The organism is Leclercia sp. AS011, from assembly GCF_037152535.1.
Classification (GTDB): Bacteria; Pseudomonadota; Gammaproteobacteria; order Enterobacterales; family Enterobacteriaceae; genus Enterobacter.
Genome location: NZ_JBBCMA010000001.1, coordinates 1,966,990 through 1,986,940, shown reverse-complemented (window position 1 = coordinate 1,986,940; position 19,951 = coordinate 1,966,990). Strand labels below are relative to the sequence as shown.

The following is a 19,951-nucleotide window of genomic DNA, read 5'->3' as shown; positions in this document are numbered from 1 at the left end:
GCACAACATGGATGGACTGACTCACGAGCTATGCACCAGCAACTACGCCAAAACACAGGGGATCCTCTTTTATCAGGATCGGGTCTGGGTGCGGGATGACGCCCCGGCGTTTGCCCTGCTGGAGATGCGCCGGGTGCTGGGGCGATCCTTTATCCCGACGGTTCTGACGGCGGAAGCCTTTGACGAGATGCTGGCGAAGATCTGGCAGCAGAACAGCGGCGTCTCCCAGCAGCTGGTGGACGACATGGACGCCGACATCGACCTGATGGCCCTGACCGAGGAGATCCCCGACAACGAGGATCTGCTGGATAACGACGAAAACTCGCCGGTGATCCGCCTGATCAACGCCATCCTCGGCGAGGCGGTAAAAGAGGGGGCGTCGGATATTCATATCGAAACCTTCGAGCGCACCCTGAGCATCCGTTTTCGCGTCGACGGCGTACTGCGCCCGGTGCTGCAACCGGCGCGCAAGCTCGCCCCGCTGCTGGTGTCGCGCATCAAGGTGATGTCAAAACTGGATATCGCCGAGAAACGTCTGCCCCAGGACGGGCGTATCTCCCTGCGCATTGGCCGCAAGGCCATCGACGTGCGCGTCTCCACCATTCCGTCCCAGTACGGCGAGCGGGTGGTGATGCGTCTGCTGGATAAAAGCAATCTTAAGCCAGATATCAACAGGCTCGGCCTGATTGATGAAGAGCTGGAAAAATTAAAAGGGCTGATTGACCGCCCCCACGGCATCATCCTCGTCACCGGGCCCACCGGTTCCGGGAAAAGCACCACCCTGTACGCCATTCTGTCGGCGCTGAACGGCCATGAACGCAACATCCTGACCGTTGAAGATCCGATCGAGTACGAGCTGGAAGGGGTGGGGCAGACCCAGGTTAACCCCCGCGTGGAGATGACCTTCGCCCGGGGGCTGCGCGCCATTCTGCGTCAGGACCCGGACGTGGTGATGATCGGCGAGATCCGCGACGGCGAAACCGCACAAATCGCGGTCCAGGCGTCCCTGACCGGGCACCTGGTGATGTCCACCCTGCACACCAACAGCGCCGCCGGGGCCATTACCCGTCTGCGGGATATGGGGCTGGAGTCCTTTTTAATCGGATCATCGTTGCTCGGTGTCATTGCCCAGCGTCTGGTGCGTCGGCTGTGTAGCCACTGCCGGACCACCAGTCCGCTGGACGACAATGAACAGGTGTTGTTCAGCTTTATGCCAACCCCGCCGCAGGCGATCTGGCGCGCGGTGGGCTGCGAACACTGCCGCCAGAGCGGCTATCAGGGGCGGGCGGGCATTCATGAGTTCATGGTGGTGGACAGCGCCATGCGCCGGGCCATTCACGAAGACAAAGATGAGATGTCCATCGAAACCCAGCTCTTTAAACAGGCCTACAGCCTGCGCGAGAACGGCCTGCTGAAGGTCATCAGCGGTGTCACCTCCCTGGAAGAGGTGATGCGGGTGACCGCCGAGCGGGGAGGGGATGCCTGATGGCCTTCTACGCATGGACCGCCACCGACGCGGCGGGCAAAACCCGGCGCGGATCGCTGCAGGCCGAAGGGCAAAAACAGGTGCGCCAGATGCTGCGGGATCAACAGCTGATGCCGGTCAGCATCAGCGAAACCCGGGAGAAGACGGCGGGCGGTAAAGCGGCCGCCGGGGCGAAGCTCACAACGCCGGTACTGTCGATGTTTACCCGCCAGCTCTCGACCCTGGTCAACGCCGCATTGCCGCTGGAGAGCGCCCTGAAGGCCATCGCGAAACAGACGGAAGATAAAAAGCTGGCGGCGATGGTGGGGGAGATCCGCGAGAAGGTGGTGGAGGGGCATACCCTGTTCGACGCCTTCAGCCAGTTCCCCCGCACCTTCGACAAACTCTACTGCACCCTGGTGATGGCCGGGGAAAAAACCGGCCACCTCGGCGAGGTGCTGGAGAAGCTGGCGGAGTACAACGAGCAGCGCCAGAAGATGAAAAGCAAGCTCACTCAGGCGATGGTCTACCCGATCACCCTGACGGTGGTGGCCATTGCGGTCATCAGCATTTTGCTGGTGGCGGTGGTGCCGCAGGTGATCGAGCAGTTCACCCACATGAAGCAGCAACTGCCGATCACCACCCGCACCCTGATTGCGGTGAGCGATTTCCTGCAGGCCTGGGGGATTTATCTCGCCGCTGGCTTTGCCGGGGCCTTTATCGGCTTTAAGACCTGGCTGCGAAAAAGCCAAAACCGCTTTCGGTGGCACAGCTGGCTGGTGAACAACGCGCCGATCAAAAAGCTGGTCTGCGCCATCAACAGCGCCCGCTATATCCGCACCCTGAGTATTTTGCAGGCCAGCAGCGTGCCGCTGCTGGAGGGGATGTATATCGCGATGGACGGGATCGACAATCTGTATGCCCGGCAGGTGCTGGAGCAGGCGGCCGACACCGTGCGTCAGGGGGCTTCTCTCTATAACGCGCTGGATCAGGCGAAATTATTCCCCCCCACCATGCTGTATATGATCGCCTCCGGTGAAGAGAGCGGGGAATTAGGCAATTTAATGGACCGCGCGGCGGAAAACCAGGAATCAGCATTACAGCATCGCATCACCCTGACGCTGTCGGTCTTTGAACCGGCGCTGGTGGTGTCGATGGCAACCATTGTGCTGTTTATCGTGCTGTCAATATTACAGCCGCTTCTGCAACTTAATAACATGGTAGGTTAATCATGGCGATGAAACGTAAAAACCTGACCCGTCAGGCGGGCTTCACTTTGCTCGAATTAATGGTGGTGATTGTTATTCTCGGGGTACTGGCCAGCATGGTGGTGCCGAATTTAATGGGCAATAAAGAGAAAGCCGATAGCCAGAAAGCCACCAGCGATATTGTCGCCCTCGAAGGCTCGCTGGATATGTATAAGCTCGATAACCACCGCTACCCGACCAGCGAACAGGGCCTGCAGGCGCTGGTCAGCAAACCGGAAATCGCGCCAATCCCGAACGGCTACCGCGCCGACGGCTATATCCGCCGCCTGCCGCAGGATCCGTGGGGCAACGACTATCTGCTGGTCAGCCCGGGGGAACACGGGGCGATTGATGTCTTCTCTGCCGGGCCGGACGGCGAAGCCAATACCGCCGACGATATTACTAACTGGTCGCTTGCGAAAAAATAATGACTAAGCAACGCGGCTTTACCCTGCTGGAAATTATTCTCGCGCTGGTGATATTTGCCAGCTGCGCAATGATGGTGGTCTCGACTATTCCATCGCGCAGCGGCGCGGATATATTTGGTCAGCAGTTAAAAGCCCTTGTGGAATATGGATCCGATCGCGCGGTGATGGACGGCAATATTATCGGCCTGACCATTACGCCCGATCGTTATCAGCTGGTCACCTTCGAAGATAAAAACGGTCAACGGGGCTGGGTGCCTTTAGCCGCCGGGCGAATTACCACCCGCGGCGATTTCCCGGAGGCGATGCACGTTTCCCTCTCACCCCAGCGGCTGGCGGCGACCCCGGATGCCGATCCGCAGATCCTCTTTTTGCCGGATGGCGAAATCAGCCGCTTCACCCTGGCGCTGCAAAGTGACGACAAACAACACCGCTTCCGCGTGGTCTCCCGGGGCGCGGCCCCGGTAACGGTAGAGAACGATGGCTAACAGACCGCAGCAGGGCATGACGCTGCTGGAGGTGATGGTCGCCCTGGCAATCTTCTCCACCGCCGCGCTGGCGCTGATGAACTCGGTGTCGCTCAACGTCCGCTTCACCTACGGGCTGGCGGATACCTTACAGGCCAGTTGGGTGGCGGAAAACCAGCTCGCGGAAGCGCAGCTGATGCAGAGCGACTTCCCCGATAGCGAGGAGGAGGGCACTGAAACCCAGGGCGGACGCCGCTGGATCTGGCGCAAGCAGCGGGTGAAAACCGCTCAGCACGGTCTGGTGGACGAGATCCGCGTCTGGGCCGAAGGCGACGACGGCCAGCCGGTGATGACGCTGGAGATCGTCCCGCCAGGAGAGAACAAGTGAAACAGACGCGGCGTCAGCAGGGGTTCACCCTGCTGGAGATCATGATTGCGCTGACCATCTTCGCGGTGATCGGCACCCTGGCCTGGCAAATTCTCGATGGGGCGATGCGCACCAGCGCCGCCACCGATGTCAGCGCGGCGAAGCTCAACCAGCTTCAGCGTGCCTGGAACCTGCTGGAGCGGGATTTTTTTCAACTGCAGGGGCGCGCGCCTCGTAACGGCACCGGGGCGTTTCGCCTGGAAAATAACGCCCTGGAGATAACCACCCTCAACGGCGTCAGCGGCCAGACCCAGCTGGAGCACGTGCGCTGGCGGCTGGAGGATGGCCGCCTGTGGCGCGACGTCTGGCCGACCTTCGACGCCCCGGCCAACAGCAAACCGGACGAGGTGCCCATCGTCAACGAGGTGAAAGCCGTGCAGTGGCGCTTCTGGCAGGGGGGCTGGCAAAACGCGTGGCAAGACAGCGATGCCCAGCCGGACGGCGTGGAGCTGACGCTCACCATGGCGAGCGGCGACCGCTGGCGCTGGGTCTTTACCACTCCGGGCGAGCTGCCGGTGGACGCGGCAAAACCGGCGGAGCCGACACCGCCCGCCCCGGAGGCGCAGCCATGAGCCGGGTGCGTAAACAGCAGGGGGTTGCCCTGCTGGTGGTGCTGATCCTGCTGGTGATGATGTCAGCCCTGGCGGCCCGAATCAGCCAGCAGTTCTGCCGCAACGTGCAGAAAACCCACTACCAGGTCAGCCAGCAGCAGCTGCGCTGGGCGATGCAGCGCCAGGAGGAGGCGATCAAACAGCGTCTCCTCACCGCCCTCAGCGGCGAGAACAGCGTCCTCACCCTGCAAGGCGAGTGGCATGAGCCGCTGGAAACCCAGGGCGAGGACTACACGGTGGTCAGCCAGGTGGAGGACGCCCAGGACTGCTTTAACGTTAATAATCTGCTGGCGGTGCCTGCCCCCAGCGGCAAGGACAAGACGCCCGCGCCAGCGGTGAACGAAAAGCCGCGCCAGGAGCAGATCGTCGAGCAACTGCTCAGCGACAGCGGGGTCGGCGCCCTCACCGCAGAAGAGATTTACCGCCAGCTGGTGGATTACCTCGATGAGGACACCACCACCGCCAACGCCGGGCAGGAGGATGACGCCTGGACCGGGCTCCAGCCCGCGCGCCTGCCGGCGAACCGGATGATGCTCAGCCTGAGCGAAATCAAGCTGCTGCCCGCCTTTCCGGCGGCGGCGTGGCCGAAGGTGAGCGCGCTGTTCTGCGCCCTGCCGACCACCGCCAGCCGGGTGGACGTCAACACCCTGACGCCGCAGCAGGCGAGCCTGCTGGCGGCGCTGTTCCCCGGCAAGCTGACCGAAGAGGAGGCGAAGCGGGTGATCGAAGCCCGTCCGGAGGCGGGCTGGGAGAGCGTTAAGGCGTTCAGCGAGCTGCTGGCGCGTGACGCTCCGCAGCTGCAGGACGAGCTGAAACAGGCCGCCGATCTGCTCGACGTCAACAGCCGCTTTTTCCGCGTTAACTACACCGGCAACACCGATGAGTTAACCCTGCGCGTGGTCAGCCAGCTGCGGGCAGAGCGCGAGGCGGGCGAGGTCAGAACCTGGCAGCGCCGTTACCGAATGATTGAATAACACAAGTCTGAGTCTATGAAACAGGTAATTTTTGTGCGTCCCGACAGTGACGAGGACGCAAAAGTATGGTGGTGCGAATCGGGCAGTCAGCAGGTGATGGCGTTGAATGGACATCAGGCCCTCCGCGAGCTGGCGACTCATCCTCTGGCGTCGCGGGTCTGTCTGCTGTTACCGGCGAGCGAGATGATCTTCCGCCACTTCACGCTGGCGAAAAAGAGGCAGTTGGCACACAACATCCCCTTCTCCTGGATGGCGGAGGAGACGCTGATCGGCGATGTGGACACCCTCCACTGGACGGTGCTGGGCAAAGCCGGGCGCGAGGTGGATGCGGTGGCGATTGACGCTCCGCGCATGCATCAGTGGCTGGCGCGCTGCCACGACGCCGGGCTAAAGGTGGTGCAGGTGCTGCCGGATAGCTGGCTGCTGCCGGGCGAGGCCAACAGCAACACCCTGGTGCCGCTGGAGGCGCAGGTCTGGCTGCGCGTTGGACAGGCCAGCGCCTGTACGGTGGAGCCGGCCATGCTGCCGCTGCTGCTGGGGAAAAGCCCCGGGGAGATCCTCTGCTACGGGGAGGCTCCGGCCGGGGTGACATGCAGCGAAACCCTGCCGTGGCAGCATCCGCTGGTGCTGATCCAGCCGCGCTGGAAACACTGCCGGGTGAACCTCCTGCACGGCGAGTTCGACCTGCGGGAGGCCGCAAGCGGCGCGGCGAAAAAGCGCCGCATGGCGACCGCTGTGATGGCGCTGCTCTGCGTCGGGCTGCTGATCGGACCGCGGGCCGCCACCGCCTGGATGTTGGTTCAGGAGGAGAACCAGCTTCAGCAGGCAATCGTGCAGCTCTATCAGCACCATTTCCCCAGCCTGCGCCAGCAGAGCAACATCAAATACCATTTTGGTCAGAATATTAAAAAGCAGAAGAAAGGGATATTTCAGCAGCTGGATGCGCTGGAGCAAATTAAACGCCGCGTGCCGGGGATGGAAATAGAGGGTATCGAATACGACAGCGCGCAAAATAACCTGACGCTCAGCGTGCAAGCGCAAAACCCGCAGCAGCTACAGGACTTTGTGCAGCAGGCGAGCGAGAAGTTTGCCTTTGCCCTGGAGCCTGTTTCCACGGCGGCACCTTATACCGCGCTTGTGACGGGGAAATATAAATGAAAACAAAAATAGCGCAGTTAAAAACCCGCTATCAGCAGTACAGCCTTCGCGAGCGCAACCTGATCAAGGTGGGCGCGGCGGCGCTCTGCTGTGCCGCGGTCTACTACGGCGGCATGGTGCCGCTGGACACCATGATTGGCCGCAGCCAGTCGACGCTCAACCGCCAACAGGAGACGTTGCGCTGGATGCGCGACGAAATTGCCAAAAATCATCTACAGGTTCAGCAGTTGAAAACCAACAATCCGCGCAGCGCGGTGGAAAACAGCGCCCATGAGATCAACCTGACGCTCAGCGACGTGCGTCAGGACGGACAATCCCTGACCTTCGCCATTAACCGGGTCAACGTCTATGTGCTGAAAAACTGGCTGCGGGAGATGAATCTCGCCACCGGGGTGCGGCTGGAGAAGATGACCCTGACGCCGGTGGATCACCTCAGCGATGTGAAAGCGGATCTCCAGCTGAGCTGGAAAAAAAGCGCATGATGAGCCCGGGGATCTGCGCCGCCAGCGGCGTGCTGGGGGCGATCCTCGGCAGCTTTCTCGGGGTGGTGGTGGAACGTCTCCCGGGATGGATGCGGGAAGAGGCGGGGGCCGGGAATCTGCTCTATCCTCCCTCGCACTGCCCGGCGTGTCAGCACCGGCTGCGCTGGTGGGAAAATATCCCGCTGGTGAGCTGGCTGATGCTGGGCGGACGCTGCCGCTGCTGCCGCGTCCGGATCCCCCTGCGGGTGCTGATGGCCGAGCTGCTGAGCGGGCTGTTTTTTGCCCTCAGCGCCTGTCTGATACCCGGTTTGCCGGTGCTGCTGGCCCTGTGGCTGCTGTGGTGCGGCCTGCTGCCGCTGGCGATGATCGACCTGCGGGAGCGGCTGCTGCCGGACTGTCTGACCCAGCCGCTGCTGTGGGCCGGGCTGCTGTTGAATCTGCATGTTCACCTGCTGCCGCTCAGCGATGCGCTGTATGGCGCGGTGGCGGGCTATCTGGCGCTGTGGCTGGTCTACCAGGGACACCGGCTGACTACCGGGCGGGAGGGGCTGGGCTACGGCGACTTTAAGCTGCTGGCGGCGCTGGGTGCCTGGTGCGGCTGGCAGGCCTTACCCTCGATCCTGCTGCTGGCGGCGCTGGGGGGGATCCTCGGCTGGGTGCTCTGCTTTCGTCATCAGGAAGATGATACCCTTATTCCTTTCGGTCCGTTTCTGGCATTAGCCGGGCTGACGATATTTATTTTGCAGCACGCGTTTTTCACCTTTTAATTCGCCGGTCAAGTTTTTCCTGAGTTTTTTTCGTGAAAGCGAAAACGCGAAAAAATGGACGGCGAGCGATATCGTGACACCGGGTTAAATAACCCTTTTACCATGCCGAATGGATCGCATGGTTATTTAAGTTCACGTACAGCAAAAGGAATGAATAATGAAAATCATGCAGCCTAAATATCTGGCTTTATTTGTCGCTGCGGCGGTGAGCCCGGTATTTGCCGCGGTGCCGGGAAAGCCGACCCTGAGCAGTGGAAATGATAAATTTTCCATTGTCGAGGTGGATCAGTCAGCGCAGGTTTATAACTCGCTGATTAAGGTTAAGGACGGTGCCGACGTGACCGTGGAGTGGAACGTCTACAGCGGTGATGTGCCGACGACGGCCAAAGTGCTCCTGGACGGTCAGGAAGTCTGGAGCGGGGCAGGCAGCGCCTCCGGCAAAGCCACCTTCAAGGTGAAAAAAGGCGGTCGCTATCAGGAGCAGGTCCAGCTCTGTAACGACAGCGGATGCAGCACCAGCGACAGCAAGCTGATCATCGTCGCCGATACCGACGGGAGCCATCTGCTGCCGTTGAATGCTCCGCTGCAGGAGAACAATAAATCCTTCGCCCAGCACTCCGATAAAGTGGTGGCGGCCTACTACCCGGAATGGGGCGTCTACGACCGCAAATTCCCGGTGGATAAAATTCCTGCCGCCAACGTAAACCACATTATCTATGGCTTCATTCCCATTTGCGGCGACAACATCAACGCCAGCGCCGGTAACGCGCTGGAAGCGCTGAAGAAAGCCTGTCAGGGCCGTCCGGATTACACCGTGGCGATCCACGATCCCTGGGCCGCGCTGCAGATGCCGCAGTCCGGCGTGTCCAACTGGGACGACGCCTATAAAGGCACCTACGGTCAGATGATGGCGCTGAAAAAAGCGCATCCGGGCCTGAAAATTCTGCCATCCATTGGCGGCTGGACCCTCTCCGATCCCTTCTTCCAGATGCACGACAGCGCCATCCGCGCCCGCTTCGTCTCCTCGGTAAAAGAGTTCCTGCAAACCTGGAAATTCTATGACGGCGTGGACATCGACTGGGAGTTCCCGGGCGGCGGCGGTGAGAACCCGGCGCTGGGTAACCCGCAGGTGGATAAAGAGACCTACACCCTTCTGATGCGCGATCTGCGCGCGATGCTCAACGAGCTCTCCGCCCAGACCGGCCGCACCTATGAACTGACCTCCGCCATTGGCGCGGGCACCAGCAAAATCGCCAACGTGGACTACAACGCGGCGCAGAAGTACATGGATTACATCTTCCTGATGAGCTATGACTTCTACGGCTCCTGGAGCATGACCGACCTCGGCCACCAGACCGGGCTGCACGCTCCAACCTGGAAACCGGACAGTGTGACCACCGAAGGCAGCGTTAACGCCATGCTGGCCCAGGGTGTCCAGCCGGGCAAAATCGTGGTTGGCGCGGCGATGTACGGTCGCGGCTGGACCGGGGTTCACGGCTACACCGGCGACAACCCGTTCACCGGCACCGCCACCGGCGCGATCCCGGGCTCCTGGGAAGCGGGTATCGTCGACTACCGCGACATCGTCAACAAATACAAAGGCAAAGCGGGCTGGGAATATAAATATGACGCTACCGCGGAAGCGCCATACCTGTTCAACAAGGCCAGCGGAACCCTGATCACCTATGACGATGCCCGTTCCGTCGAGGCGAAAGGCAAGTTTGTGCTCAACAAGAACCTGGGCGGCCTGTTTGCCTGGTCCCTGGAGTCCGATAACGGCGACATCCTCAATGCGATGAACGAAAGCCTGCTGAGCGGCTCCTCCTCTGACGTACCGCCGGCAACCAACCACGCGCCGGTAGCCTCCGCCAGCGACCTGACGGTCACCGGCCCGGCGAATGTGACCCTGGATGGTTCTGCCTCCAGCGACCAGGACGGCGATACCCTGACCTACAAATGGACCCAGATCTCCGGCCCTTCTGTCACCCTGTCCAACAGCAACAGCGCGCAGGCCAGCTTCAGCGTGGCGGCGGTGGCGAATGACCAGACGTTGGTGTTCCGCCTCACCGTGACCGACAGCAAAGGGCTGAGCAGCACCGCTGACGTGCAGGTCGTCAACAAAGCGCCGAAAGCTAACCAGGCCCCGGTGATCAACGCTATCGCCCCGGTCTCGGTTGAAGCGGGTCAGCCGCTGACCCTGCATGCCCAGGCGGCAGATCCGGACGGTGACGCCCTGAGCTACGCCTGGAGCGTACCGGGTGACATGAACGCCACCGGCACCGACACCGCCAACCTGAGCATTACCGCCCCGCAGGTGAGCAGCAACACCGATTACACCCTGAGCGTGGTGGTGAGCGACGGTAAAACCGCGGTGCAGGCCAATGTCCAGGTCACCGTGACGCCGAAAGCGCAGGAGCCTGCCGACGAGGTGACACCGCCTGCGGATGAGGCCTCCAGCTGCGACAGCAGCCCGGTTGATGCCAGCGCCAGCAGCTATCCGGCGTGGAGCAGCAGCAAGGTCTACACCAGCGGCAACACCGTCAGCTTCGACAACCTGGTCTGGAAAGCGAAGTACTGGACTCAGGGCAACCAGCCGGGCTTCGGCGTGGACGCCTGGGAGCTGATGAGCACCGTGAAAATGGGCTGGATGCCGACCATGGTCTACAACGGCGGCGACACCACCACCTTCGAAGGGAACGAGTACCGCGCGAAATGGTGGACCAAAGGTGATAAACCGGGCCAGAACGACGTCTGGGTGAAAGTGGGCGCGGCACCAGACTGTAAATAATCTTCCGCACCTGAGATGACGGGGGCATGGCCCCCGTCTTTTTGCGTCTGGTGGGTATGAAAATGAAACGCTTACTTGTTCTGCTGGTGCTGCTCAGCCACGGCGCGCTGGCTAACTGCTGGGACAGCGCCGGGCAGCGCTATCACGTCGATCCCTTTCTGCTGTATGCCATTGCCAACGTCGAGTCGGGGATGAACCCCTCTGCGGTGGGCTGGAATCATGACGGCACCCGGGATGTCGGGCTGATGCAAATTAACAGCATTCACTTCGCCGCGCTGAGGCGCGCCGGGATCGACGAGTCTCGCCTGATAACCGAGCCCTGCACCTCGATCCGGGTCGGGGCCGCGATTTTGTCGGGGATGATCCGGGTCTACGGCTACCGCTGGGAGGCGGTGGGAGCCTATAACGCCGGATTAAAAAAAGAGAACTACCCCCAGCGGATGCTGTACGCCCGTAAGGTGTGGCAGAAGTACCAGCAGCTTAAATCCGGCCGCAGGGGATAATCAGCGGTGTAACTTACCGTGATCCCGCAGCCAGGCAGCGGTGCGCTCAATGCCTTCATCCAGCGTCACCAGCGGTTTATAGCCCAGCTCACTCTCGGCGCGTTGCGTATCGAGGGTAAAATCAAAGTTCAGTTTCGACACCCCGTAGTGGGTCAGGGCGGGCTCTTTTGCCGACTTGTTCCCCAGCCGCTCCATGCTGCGGGCGATGATATCCAGCATCGGGTAGGGCACCGAGCGGATCCGGCACTGGATGTTCAGCTCGTCAATCAGCTTCTGCACAATGCTACGCAGGGAGCGCGGTTCGCCGTTGGTGATGTTGTACGCCCGCCCGGACGGCAGGCTGTCGCATTCGCTCTGGCTCGCCAGCCACATGGCGTGAATGGCGTTGTCGAAATAGGTCATGTCCACCAGCGCATCCCCGCCGCGCGGCAGCAGCACGCTGCCGTAGTGGTGCATCATCTGCGCCAGGCGCGGAATAAACACTTTGTCGTGCGGGCCAAACAGACTCTGCGGGCGCAGGATGGTAAAGCGGGTATGCGGGTTAGACTGGGCCAGCAGATCGATTACCTGTTCGCTGGCAGCCTTGCTGCGGGCAAATTCGCAGGCGTAGCGCGCCGGACGGAAGTCTTCCTGGATGTCCCGGTGGTGGTGATAGTCGAAATAGAGCGACGGGGAGGAGAGATGCACAAAGTTGCGCACCCCCCAGGCCACGGCCCACTCGCCCAGACGGCGGGTGGCGCGGACGTTCGCCAGGTCGAAGGCTTCCTGGGTGCCCCAGGGAGAGGTAAAGCTGGAGCAGTGCCACAGCGTATCGATCCCGGCCAGCATCACTTTTGCCTGGGAAGAGACCAGTTCCGTCAGATCGGCATGGACAAACTCTGCGCCCATTTTTTGCAGCAATTTACCCATCGCTTCATTGCGACCGGTGGCCCGAACGCTGATGCCTTTATTGCGCAAAAACTCCACCGCATTGCGGCCTAAGCCGCTGGTGGCGCCGGTAACCAGTACCTTCATATCGATCCACTGTTTGAAAAGAATTTCGTGCGCATTCTTCCGTGAATTACGCCTGTATGCAATGGGAAACGTGAAAGATTCGGAGTTTTAATCAGACTTTTTCTGTCTTTTGTTCTGCCAGAAGTGCAATACGCCGGGCCATGCCCCGGAAGATAAACAGATGCGCCGGGATCATCAGCAGCCAGTAAAACAGACCCGGCATCCCGTGCGGGTGCCACCAGGCGCGGACGTCCAGCTCCCGGTGGCTGCCTTTGTCCTTCAGGGTAAAGCACAACCGCCCGAGGCCCGGGGCTTTCATGCCAAACAGCAGCGCCAGCTGTTTCTCCGGCTCGACGATAATCACCTTCCAGCTGTCCACCGCATCGCCGGTTTGCAGGTATGGCGCTGCCGGGCGGCCTTTCGCCAGCTTATGCCCGACCAGCCGATCCATCATCGCCCGGGTCTGCCACAGGGCGTTGCCAAAGAAGTAGCCCTCTTTGCCGCCGAGCTGATTTACCACTTCCCACAAGGCGCTCAGGCTGGCAGCGGTTTTTACCGTGCACCCGGCCTGTTTCGGGTAGTAGCCATACTCCGGACGCCAGCGGGCAAAGGCCTAGGCGTCGTAGCCCCAGTCGCTGGAGTTGACCAGCTTCTCCTCTTCTTTCAAGGTATTGCGCACCGCGTCATCGAAGCGGATTAAATCCTGGGGGATCAGCGCGCGCAGTTCCCGGTCGTCGGCCAGCAGATCGTGCTTCAGCCCCTGGATCAGGGCCTTAGCGGTGGTCGGCGGCACGGAGGTGATGACGTTTAAAAACCACACCGAAATCCAGCGGGTGGGGAAGGGGATGGGGAGCAGCGGACGGCGACGGCCACTCACCGCCATAAAGTGTTCGAACTGCTGCTGATAGCTCAGCACCTCTGGCCCGGCGGCCTCCAGCACCCGGTGCCCGGTGGCCGGGTGATTGAGCAGTTCCACCAGATAGTGCAGCAGGTTCTCCAGCGCAATGGGGGTGGTGCGGGAGCGCACCCAGCGCGGCGGGGTCAGCACCGGCAGGTTATAGACCATGTCGCGCATCACCTCGAAGGCGGCAGAGCCCGCCCCGACGATGATCCCGGCCCGCAGCTCGGTGAGCGGGATCCCGGCGCTGCGCAGGGTTTCGGCGGTCAGCTGCCGGGCGCGCAGGTGATCGGACTGCTCATGCTCCGGGGCCTGCAAGGAGCTGAGGAAAATAATCTGGTTAACCGGGTGCTCCAGCAGCAGATCGCGCACGTTCATCGCCACCTGACGCTCGTGGGCGATGAAGTTGCCGCCTTCACCCATGCTGTGCACCAGATAGTAGAGGGTATCCACTCCCTCCAGCAGGGCCGCCAGTTCCTGCGGCCAGTTGAGATCGAGGGTATGGCAGGTCACGTTGGGCAGGGCCTGCTTTTGCAGACGCTCAACGTTGCGTGCCGCCGCCCGTACCTGATGCCCGCGCGCGCTGAGGGCGGCCACCAGATGTTGACCGATATACCCGCTGGCACCGAGCACCAGAATACGTTGCGGCACGTTGGCTCCTTAGCGCTGCAAAAAAGCCTGCCAGTGGGCAACCACTTCGGCGAGCTGCTCGCGGTTGACGTCGAGATGCATTACCAGACGCACCACTGGCGAGGCGTTGATCAGCACGCCGCGCGCCTTCATGAATTCACCCAGCGCCGCGGCGTTGTCTTCCCCGACGCGGATGAACAGCATGTTAGTGTCGTGACGCATCACATCTGCGCCGATCTCGCGCAGCTGCGTTGCCATCCACGCGGCGTTGTCGTGATCGTCCTTCAGACGGGCAACGTTATTTTTCAGGGCGTACAGACCGGCTGCGGCGAGGATCCCGGCCTGGCGCATGCCGCCGCCGGTCATTTTACGCCAGCGGTTGGCGCGCCGGATGTAGTCGGTGTTGCCCACCAGCAGGGAGCCCACCGGCGTGCCCAGCCCTTTGGAGAGACAAATGGTGAACGAGTCGCAATATTGCGTTATTTCTTTCAGCTCGCAGCCATACTCCACCACGGCGTTAAAGATACGTGCGCCATCGACGTGCAGCCCCAGCTTGCGCTCGCGGGTAAATTCCCACGCTGCTTTCAGGTACTCGCGCGGCAGCACTTTGCCGTTATGGGTGTTCTCGAGGCTGAGCAGTTTGGTGCGGGCGAAGTGGATGTCGTCGGCTTTAATTTTGGCAGCCACTTTGTCCAGCGGCAGGGAGCCGTCAGGCGCGGCATCGATCGGCTGCGGCTGAATGCTGCCGAGCACCGCTGCGCCACCGGCTTCGTACAGGTAGTTATGCGCCCCCTGACCGACGATATACTCTTCGCCACGTTCGCAGTGGCTGAGCAGCGCCACCAGGTTGGCCTGGGTGCCGGTCGGCAGGAACAGAGCGGCCTCGTGGCCGCTCAGCCCGGCAGCATAGCGCTGGAGTTCGTTAACGGTGGGGTCGTCGCCGTAGACGTCGTCCCCGACCGGCGCGGCCAGCATCTGTTCCAGCATGGCCCGGCTCGGACGGGTAACGGTGTCGCTGCGTAAATCAATCATGGCATTTCCTTATTATTTTAAAGGCGATGCCGATTGTTTTACCTGAGCCAGTTGGTTTTGGCTAGCTCCAGAACTTCGTCGCCGCGGCCGCTGATAATGGCGCGCAGCATATACAGGCTAAAGCCCTTCGCCTGCTCCAGTTTGATCTGCGGCGGGATCGCCAGTTCGTCTTTGGCGACCACCACATCCACCAGCACCGGGCCGTCGGTAGCAAAGGCGCGTTGCAGGGCGTCGTCCACCTCGGAGGCTTTCTCCACGCGGATCCCGGTGATACCACAGGCTTCGGCGATGGCGGCGAAGTTGGTATCGTGCAGCTCGGTGCCGTCGGTCAGATAGCCCCCGGCCTTCATCTCCATCGCCACAAAGCCCAGCACGCTGTTGTTAAAGACGATGATTTTGATCGGCAGCTTCATCTGCGCCACCGAGAGGAAATCTCCCATCAGCATGCTGAAGCCGCCGTCGCCGCACATCGCCACCACCTGGCGCTCCGGCGCGGTGGCTTTGGCGCCCAGCGCCTGCGGCATGGCGTTAGCCATCGAGCCGTGGTTGAACGAGCCAATCAGACGGCGCTTGCCGTTCATCTTCAGGTAGCGTGCCGCCCAGACGGTCGGCGTCCCTACGTCGCAGGTAAAGATGGCATCTTCGGCGGCGTAGTGGCTGATCTGCTGGGCCAGATACTGCGGGTGCAGCGCCTTGTCGCTGGGCTTCGCCAGGTCGTCCAGCCCCTTGCGCGCGTCACGGTAATCGCTTAGGGCTTTGTCGAGGAATTTGCGGTCGGTTTTCTCCTCCAGCAGCGGCATCAGCGCGGCGAGGGTGGCCTTAATGTCGCCCACCAGCGCCATATCCACCTTGCTGTGCGCCCCGATGCTGGCCGGGTTGATGTCGATCTGGATGATTTTCGCGTCGGTGGGGTAGAAGGCGCGATAGGGGAAGCGGGTGCCGAGCAGCACCAGAGTGTCGGCGTTCATCATGGTGTGGAACCCGGACGAGAAGCCGATCAGCCCGGTCATCCCCACATCATAGGGGTTATCGTACTCTACGTGCTCTTTGCCGCGCAGGGCGTGAACGATGGGGGCCTTGAGCATGCCGGCAAATTCCACCAGCTCGTCATGGGCTCCGGCGCAGCCGCTGCCGCACATCAGGGCGATATTGCTGGAGTAGCGCAGCAGCTGCGCCAGCTTTTTCAGTTCGGCATGGGCGGGTGTCACCACCGGCAGCGGGGCCGGATACCAGTGGCTGCTGGCGCTTTCCGGGGCCGCCTGCAGGGCCACGTCGCCGGGCAGCACAATCACCGAAACGCCGCGGTTTAAAATGGCGTTACGCAGGGCCAGGGCCAGCACCTGCGGGATCTGCTCCGGCGTGGAGACCAGCTCACAGTAGTGGCTGCATTCGCGGAACAGCTCCTGGGGATGCGTCTCCTGAAAATAGCCGCTGCCGATTTCACTCGACGGAATATGCGCCGCGATGGCCAGCACCGGGACGTTGTTACGATGGCAATCAAACAGGCCGTTGATCAGGTGCAGGTTGCCCGGCCCGCAGGAACCGGCGCACACCGCCAGCTCGCCGGTAAGCTGCGCCTCGGCCCCGGCGGCGAACGCGGCGACCTCCTCATGACGGGTGGGCATCCACTCGATGGTGCCCATCCGGTTCAGGCTGTCGCTCAGGCCGTTGAGGGAATCTCCGGTGACACCCCAGATCCGTTTCACTCCGGCCTGTTCCAGCATTTTTGCAATGTAGTTCGCCACGGTTTGTTTCATGGTAGTCCGTCTCCTGAATGTGATAACGCTTTCAAGCTTAGATGAAACTGACCGTCATGCCGGTTAATCCCCCTCATTAATCGTTGCTTTCAATGTGCAACATTTCGTCATATTGTGGTGAGGTATCCCATAAAAAACGGAGTAAATTCAGATGGTTAAATCATTGTTAATGGCTGTTAATAAAACGCTAACGCATGAGGATTTTGGCAGGCTGCTGCTGCGTCTGGCGGTGGGGGGCTTAATGCTGTTTCACGGCATGCATAAGGCGATCGACGGGGTGGGAGGCATTGCCGGTATGCTGGTGGCAAAAGGGCTGCCGGGCTTTATCGCGTATGGCGTGCTGATTGGCGAAGTGGTGGCCCCGATCCTGATTATCCTCGGGATCCTTACCCGTCCGGCGGCGCTGGTGCTGGCCTTTACCATGGTGGTGGCGTGGCTGATGGTGGGTACAGGCAAAACCTTCGCGCTGGATGCGGTCGGGGCATGGGCGATTGAGAGCCTGGTTTACTTCTTCGTGGGCGCGCTGGCGGTGGCATGCTTAGGGGCAGGGCGGTATTCGGTGGTGAGCGATCCGGCGTGGAAATAAAACATCCCCGATGTCGCATCGGGGATGTTGATTATGTAGGCCCGGTAAGCGTAGCGCCACCGGGCGTTTTATCAGGCGAGCACCAGATCCCCCTGCGGATGACAGGAGCAGGCCAGCACATAGCCTTCCGCCACTTCGGCATCCGTCAGCGTCATGGTGCTGGAGACGGTATAGTTCCCGTCCACCACCCTGGTTTTACAGCAGCCGCAGACACCCGCACGACAGGCAGCCACCACCGGCACGTTATTGCTCTCCAGCGCCTCGAGCAGCGTGCTGCCCACGCGGCCAAAGAAGGTCTGCGCGGGCTGCAGTTTGGTGAACTTCAGCCCGCTGGTGGCAGCTTCCGCGACCGGGGTAAAGAACTGCTCTTTAAAGAAGCGGGTCACGCCGAGGGCCTTCACCTCTTCTTCAACGATGTCCATATAGGGCGCAGGACCACAGGTCATCACGGTACGTGCAGCGATATCCGGCACGCTTTGCAGCAGTTCCCGGTTCAGGCGACCGGCAACAAAGCCGTGCGTGGCGTTGTTTTCGGCCACCAGCGTGACCGGGTAGTTACGCCATTCGTCGGCGAAAATCACATCCTGCGGCGAGCGCACGCTGAAGATCACCTGTACGTCAGCCTGCGGGCGGTGTTTCGCCAGCCAGCGGCGCATCGACATTACCGGCGTCACGCCGCAGCCGGCAGCCAGCAGCAGGAATTTATCGTCCGGCTTATCGTCACAGGTGAAATCACCCTGCGCATCCGACAGCCAGATGTAATCCCCTCGCTTCACATCCTGCGTCAACCACTGAGAGCCTGCCCCCTGATCAATGCGGCGAATGGTCAGCGTGATGTACTCGCTGATACCCGGCGTGGAGGAGAGAGTGTACGCCCGCAGCGTCTCCGCTGAGTTACGCACGCTGACCAGCGCATACTGCCCGGCGCGGTACGGGTAATAGTCGTGGCACAGCAGCGAAATCGTCCAGACATCCGGCGTTTCCTGATGGATGTGATGAACCTGCATCCGCCATGGGCACTGATGGGTTGGCATCGTCATACTTTTACTCCTTACGCGCTCAGCAGTTGCTTCATGTCTTCTTCAACGGTGGTCACGGAACGCAGACCAAACTTCTCGTTGAGGACGGCCAGCAGATCCGGCGTGAAGAAGCCTGGCGCGGTCGGGCCGGTGACGATGTTTTTCACGCCCAGCGACAGCAGGGTCAGCAGGATCACAATCGCTTTCTGTTCGAACCAGGAGAGCACCAGCGACAGCGGCAGATCGTTCACGCCGCAGCCCAGTTTCTCGGCCAGGGTGACCGCCAGGATGATGGCTGAGTAAGCGTCGTTACACTGACCGGCATCGATCAGACGCGGCAGACCTTCGATATCCCCGAACTCCAGCTTGTTGAAACGGTACTTACCGCAAGCCAGGGTCAGGATCAGGCAGTCGTCCGGCACGCTGGTGGCGAAATCGGTGAAGTAGTTACGCTCCCCGCGTGCGCCGTCGCAGCCGCCGACCAGGAAGATGTGGCGCAGTTTTTCACGGCTCACCAGATCAATCAGGGAGTCCGCCGCGCCCAGCAGGGTCTGACGGCCAAAACCAACGGTGATCAGGTGCGGAATTTCGCTGTACGGGAAGCCCGCCATCTGCTGTGCCTGAGTAATCACCGGACCAAAATCGTCACCCTCGAGGTGGCTCACGCCCGGCCAGCCGACGATGCTGCGGGTCCAGATGCGATCGTCATACGCACCGACGGTAGGATCGATGATGCAGTTAGAGGTCATCACGATTGGGCCCGGGAAGCGGGCGAACTCCACCTGCTGGTTCTGCCAGCCGCTGCCGTAGTTACCGATCAGATGTTTGAATTTACGCAGCTCAGGGTAGCCGTGGGCAGGCAGCATCTCGCCGTGGGTATAGACGTTAACGCCGGTGCCGTCGGTCTGCTCCAGCAGGTTGTAGAGATCTTTCAGGTCGTGACCGGAGATCAGGATGCACTTACCTTCGGTCGCTTTGACGTTAACCTGAGTAGGCGTCGGGTGGCCGTATTTGGTGGTCTCACCGGCATCCAGAATGCTCATCACTTTGAAGTTCATCTGGCCGATCTCCATAGAACACTCCAGCAGGGCGTTCATATCGGAAGGCCAGGTGCCCAGCCACGCCATGATTTTGTGGTACTGGGCGTAGATGTCGTTATCGTACTGATCCAGAACGTGCGCGTGCTCCATATAGGCCGCGGCACCTTTCAGACCGTACAGGCACAGCAGACGCAGGCCGAGGATGTTCTCGCCAATCGCCGCTTTGTCTTTGTTCGGGGTAAAGTCTGCCGCCTGACGCTGCAGGTCGCCCAGATCGTCGCTCACCAGCTGCAGATCGGCCATCGGGTTATCGACGCGGGCGCTGGCATCCACATTCAGGGCCTGGGCTTTCAGGGCGTCGCGCAGGGCAATGGCTTCGCGGGCATAGCCGACAATACGCGGTGAATCGAAGTTAACGTTGGTCAGGGTGGAGAAAAAGGCGCGCGGGGCGAAGTTATCAACGTAGTGGTCGATAATGCCGTACTCCCGGGCTTTTACTGCCCAGGCGGATAAACCCTGCAGGGCGGCAATCAGCAGATCCTGCAGATCGGAGGTTTCGGCGGTTTTACCGCACATGCCCTGTGCGTAAGAGCAGCCGTTGCCGGCTGGAGTACGGATAGTTTGTTCACATTGCACACAAAACATAATCACACCTGTTAAAGTTATATTTTAGATACATGTT

Annotated in this window: 18 protein-coding genes and 1 pseudogene; 13 read left to right on the top strand and 6 right to left on the bottom strand. The window is 61.0% G+C overall.

The features are described from left to right. The first annotated feature begins 7 nt into the window (after positions 1 to 7). From gspE to iagB, 12 genes are all read left to right on the top strand, one after another. Entirely contained in the window at positions 8 to 1,486 is a 1,479-nt protein-coding gene (gene gspE, locus WFO70_RS09430) for a type II secretion system ATPase GspE (RefSeq protein ID WP_337015810.1), read from the top strand. Further along, complete coding sequence (gene gspF, locus WFO70_RS09425; protein ID WP_337015809.1) at positions 1,486 to 2,694, top strand: type II secretion system inner membrane protein GspF; 1,209 nt, start codon at positions 1,486 to 1,488, stop codon at positions 2,692 to 2,694. The genes gspE and gspF overlap by 1 nt, the downstream gene beginning before the upstream one ends. A gap of 2 nt (positions 2,695 to 2,696) precedes the next feature. Further along, positions 2,697 to 3,140 carry a type II secretion system major pseudopilin GspG gene (gene gspG, locus WFO70_RS09420; protein ID WP_337015808.1) on the top strand — a complete coding sequence of 148 codons (444 nt, stop codon included), beginning with the start codon at positions 2,697 to 2,699 and terminating at the stop codon, positions 3,138 to 3,140. Beyond that, entirely contained in the window at positions 3,140 to 3,625 is a 486-nt protein-coding gene (gene gspH / locus WFO70_RS09415) for a type II secretion system minor pseudopilin GspH (protein ID WP_337015807.1), read from the top strand. The genes gspG and gspH overlap by 1 nt, the downstream gene beginning before the upstream one ends. Next, complete coding sequence (gene gspI, locus WFO70_RS09410) at positions 3,618 to 3,992, top strand: type II secretion system minor pseudopilin GspI (protein WP_337015806.1); 375 nt, start codon at positions 3,618 to 3,620, stop codon at positions 3,990 to 3,992. Before gspH ends, gspI begins: the two co-directional genes overlap by 8 nt. After that, on the top strand, positions 3,989 to 4,603 hold the full coding sequence (gene gspJ, locus WFO70_RS09405; protein ID WP_337015805.1) for a type II secretion system minor pseudopilin GspJ: 615 nt from the start codon (positions 3,989 to 3,991) through the stop codon (positions 4,601 to 4,603). Before gspI ends, gspJ begins: the two co-directional genes overlap by 4 nt. Continuing rightward, positions 4,600 to 5,616: a type II secretion system minor pseudopilin GspK gene (gene gspK / locus WFO70_RS09400; RefSeq protein WP_337015804.1), complete on the top strand. Its 1,017-nt coding sequence runs from the start codon at positions 4,600 to 4,602 to the stop codon at positions 5,614 to 5,616. Before gspJ ends, gspK begins: the two co-directional genes overlap by 4 nt. A gap of 15 nt (positions 5,617 to 5,631) precedes the next feature. Then, the gene (gene gspL, locus WFO70_RS09395) at positions 5,632 to 6,774 is read left to right on the top strand and encodes a type II secretion system protein GspL (protein ID WP_337015803.1); all 1,143 of its coding nucleotides are present in this window, start codon (positions 5,632 to 5,634) and stop codon (positions 6,772 to 6,774) included. Then, positions 6,771 to 7,256: a type II secretion system protein M gene (locus WFO70_RS09390; RefSeq protein WP_337015801.1), complete on the top strand. Its 486-nt coding sequence runs from the start codon at positions 6,771 to 6,773 to the stop codon at positions 7,254 to 7,256. The genes gspL and WFO70_RS09390 overlap by 4 nt, the downstream gene beginning before the upstream one ends. After that, positions 7,253 to 8,023 carry a prepilin peptidase gene (locus WFO70_RS09385; RefSeq protein WP_337015799.1) on the top strand — a complete coding sequence of 257 codons (771 nt, stop codon included), beginning with the start codon at positions 7,253 to 7,255 and terminating at the stop codon, positions 8,021 to 8,023. Before WFO70_RS09390 ends, WFO70_RS09385 begins: the two co-directional genes overlap by 4 nt. A gap of 157 nt (positions 8,024 to 8,180) precedes the next feature. Further along, positions 8,181 to 10,811 carry a glycosyl hydrolase family 18 protein gene (locus WFO70_RS09380; protein WP_337015798.1) on the top strand — a complete coding sequence of 877 codons (2,631 nt, stop codon included), beginning with the start codon at positions 8,181 to 8,183 and terminating at the stop codon, positions 10,809 to 10,811. Positions 10,812 to 10,873: 62 nt separating this feature from the next. Continuing rightward, positions 10,874 to 11,314 carry a type III secretion system invasion protein IagB gene (gene iagB, locus WFO70_RS09375; protein ID WP_337015797.1) on the top strand — a complete coding sequence of 147 codons (441 nt, stop codon included), beginning with the start codon at positions 10,874 to 10,876 and terminating at the stop codon, positions 11,312 to 11,314. Here iagB and WFO70_RS09370 read toward each other — a convergent pair whose 3' ends face one another. The 4 genes and pseudogenes from WFO70_RS09370 to poxB form a co-directional block, all read right to left on the bottom strand. After that, positions 11,315 to 12,328, bottom strand: coding sequence for an NAD-dependent epimerase/dehydratase family protein (locus tag WFO70_RS09370; protein WP_337015794.1), 1,014 nt, complete (start codon positions 12,326 to 12,328; stop codon positions 11,315 to 11,317). A gap of 91 nt (positions 12,329 to 12,419) precedes the next feature. Next, positions 12,420 to 13,856 (bottom strand): annotated as a pseudogene (locus tag WFO70_RS09365) (DUF2867 domain-containing protein). 9 nt (positions 13,857 to 13,865) lie between these two features. After that, positions 13,866 to 14,867, bottom strand: coding sequence for a low-specificity L-threonine aldolase (gene ltaE, locus WFO70_RS09360; protein ID WP_337015792.1), 1,002 nt, complete (start codon positions 14,865 to 14,867; stop codon positions 13,866 to 13,868). Positions 14,868 to 14,905: 38 nt separating this feature from the next. After that, positions 14,906 to 16,624 (bottom strand): ubiquinone-dependent pyruvate dehydrogenase, encoded by a 1,719-nt coding sequence (gene poxB / locus WFO70_RS09355; protein ID WP_337015790.1) that lies wholly within the window; start codon positions 16,622 to 16,624, stop codon positions 14,906 to 14,908. Positions 16,625 to 16,775: 151 nt separating this feature from the next. On the opposite strand from poxB, the gene WFO70_RS09350 reads away from it, so the two are divergent. After that, positions 16,776 to 17,210, top strand: coding sequence for a DoxX family protein (locus WFO70_RS09350; RefSeq protein WP_337015789.1), 435 nt, complete (start codon positions 16,776 to 16,778; stop codon positions 17,208 to 17,210). Between the two features lie 71 nt (positions 17,211 to 17,281). On the opposite strand, the gene hcr is transcribed toward WFO70_RS09350, so the two are convergent. Continuing rightward, entirely contained in the window at positions 17,282 to 18,250 is a 969-nt protein-coding gene (gene hcr, locus WFO70_RS09345) for an NADH oxidoreductase (protein ID WP_337015788.1), read from the bottom strand. Positions 18,251 to 18,261: 11 nt separating this feature from the next. Continuing rightward, positions 18,262 to 19,914, bottom strand: a complete 1,653-nt coding sequence (hcp, locus tag WFO70_RS09340) for a hydroxylamine reductase (RefSeq protein WP_337015786.1) — start codon at positions 19,912 to 19,914, stop codon at positions 18,262 to 18,264. Between the last annotated feature and the right edge of the window lie 37 nt (positions 19,915 to 19,951).

What these genes read in the sequence shown, in the direction of transcription:
- gspL (WP_337015803.1), top strand. Translation starts at nt 5,632, where the DNA reads ATGAAACAGGTAATTTTTGTGCGTCCCGACAGTGACGAGGACGCAAAA.
- WFO70_RS09350 (WP_337015789.1), top strand. Translation starts at nt 16,776, where the DNA reads ATGGTTAAATCATTGTTAATGGCTGTTAATAAAACGCTAACGCATGAG.
- poxB (WP_337015790.1), bottom strand. Translation starts at nt 16,624, where the DNA reads ATGAAACAAACCGTGGCGAACTACATTGCAAAAATGCTGGAACAGGCC.
- gspF (WP_337015809.1), top strand. Translation starts at nt 1,486, where the DNA reads ATGGCCTTCTACGCATGGACCGCCACCGACGCGGCGGGCAAAACCCGG.
- hcr (WP_337015788.1), bottom strand. Translation starts at nt 18,250, where the DNA reads ATGACGATGCCAACCCATCAGTGCCCATGGCGGATGCAGGTTCATCAC.
- WFO70_RS09380 (WP_337015798.1), top strand. Translation starts at nt 8,181, where the DNA reads ATGAAAATCATGCAGCCTAAATATCTGGCTTTATTTGTCGCTGCGGCG.
- hcp (WP_337015786.1), bottom strand. Translation starts at nt 19,914, where the DNA reads ATGTTTTGTGTGCAATGTGAACAAACTATCCGTACTCCAGCCGGCAAC.
- gspH (WP_337015807.1), top strand. Translation starts at nt 3,140, where the DNA reads ATGACTAAGCAACGCGGCTTTACCCTGCTGGAAATTATTCTCGCGCTG.
- WFO70_RS09385 (WP_337015799.1), top strand. Translation starts at nt 7,253, where the DNA reads ATGATGAGCCCGGGGATCTGCGCCGCCAGCGGCGTGCTGGGGGCGATC.
- ltaE (WP_337015792.1), bottom strand. Translation starts at nt 14,867, where the DNA reads ATGATTGATTTACGCAGCGACACCGTTACCCGTCCGAGCCGGGCCATG.
- iagB (WP_337015797.1), top strand. Translation starts at nt 10,874, where the DNA reads ATGAAACGCTTACTTGTTCTGCTGGTGCTGCTCAGCCACGGCGCGCTG.
- gspI (WP_337015806.1), top strand. Translation starts at nt 3,618, where the DNA reads ATGGCTAACAGACCGCAGCAGGGCATGACGCTGCTGGAGGTGATGGTC.
- gspK (WP_337015804.1), top strand. Translation starts at nt 4,600, where the DNA reads ATGAGCCGGGTGCGTAAACAGCAGGGGGTTGCCCTGCTGGTGGTGCTG.
- WFO70_RS09390 (WP_337015801.1), top strand. Translation starts at nt 6,771, where the DNA reads ATGAAAACAAAAATAGCGCAGTTAAAAACCCGCTATCAGCAGTACAGC.
- gspG (WP_337015808.1), top strand. Translation starts at nt 2,697, where the DNA reads ATGGCGATGAAACGTAAAAACCTGACCCGTCAGGCGGGCTTCACTTTG.
- WFO70_RS09370 (WP_337015794.1), bottom strand. Translation starts at nt 12,328, where the DNA reads ATGAAGGTACTGGTTACCGGCGCCACCAGCGGCTTAGGCCGCAATGCG.
- gspE (WP_337015810.1), top strand. Translation starts at nt 8, where the DNA reads ATGGATGGACTGACTCACGAGCTATGCACCAGCAACTACGCCAAAACA.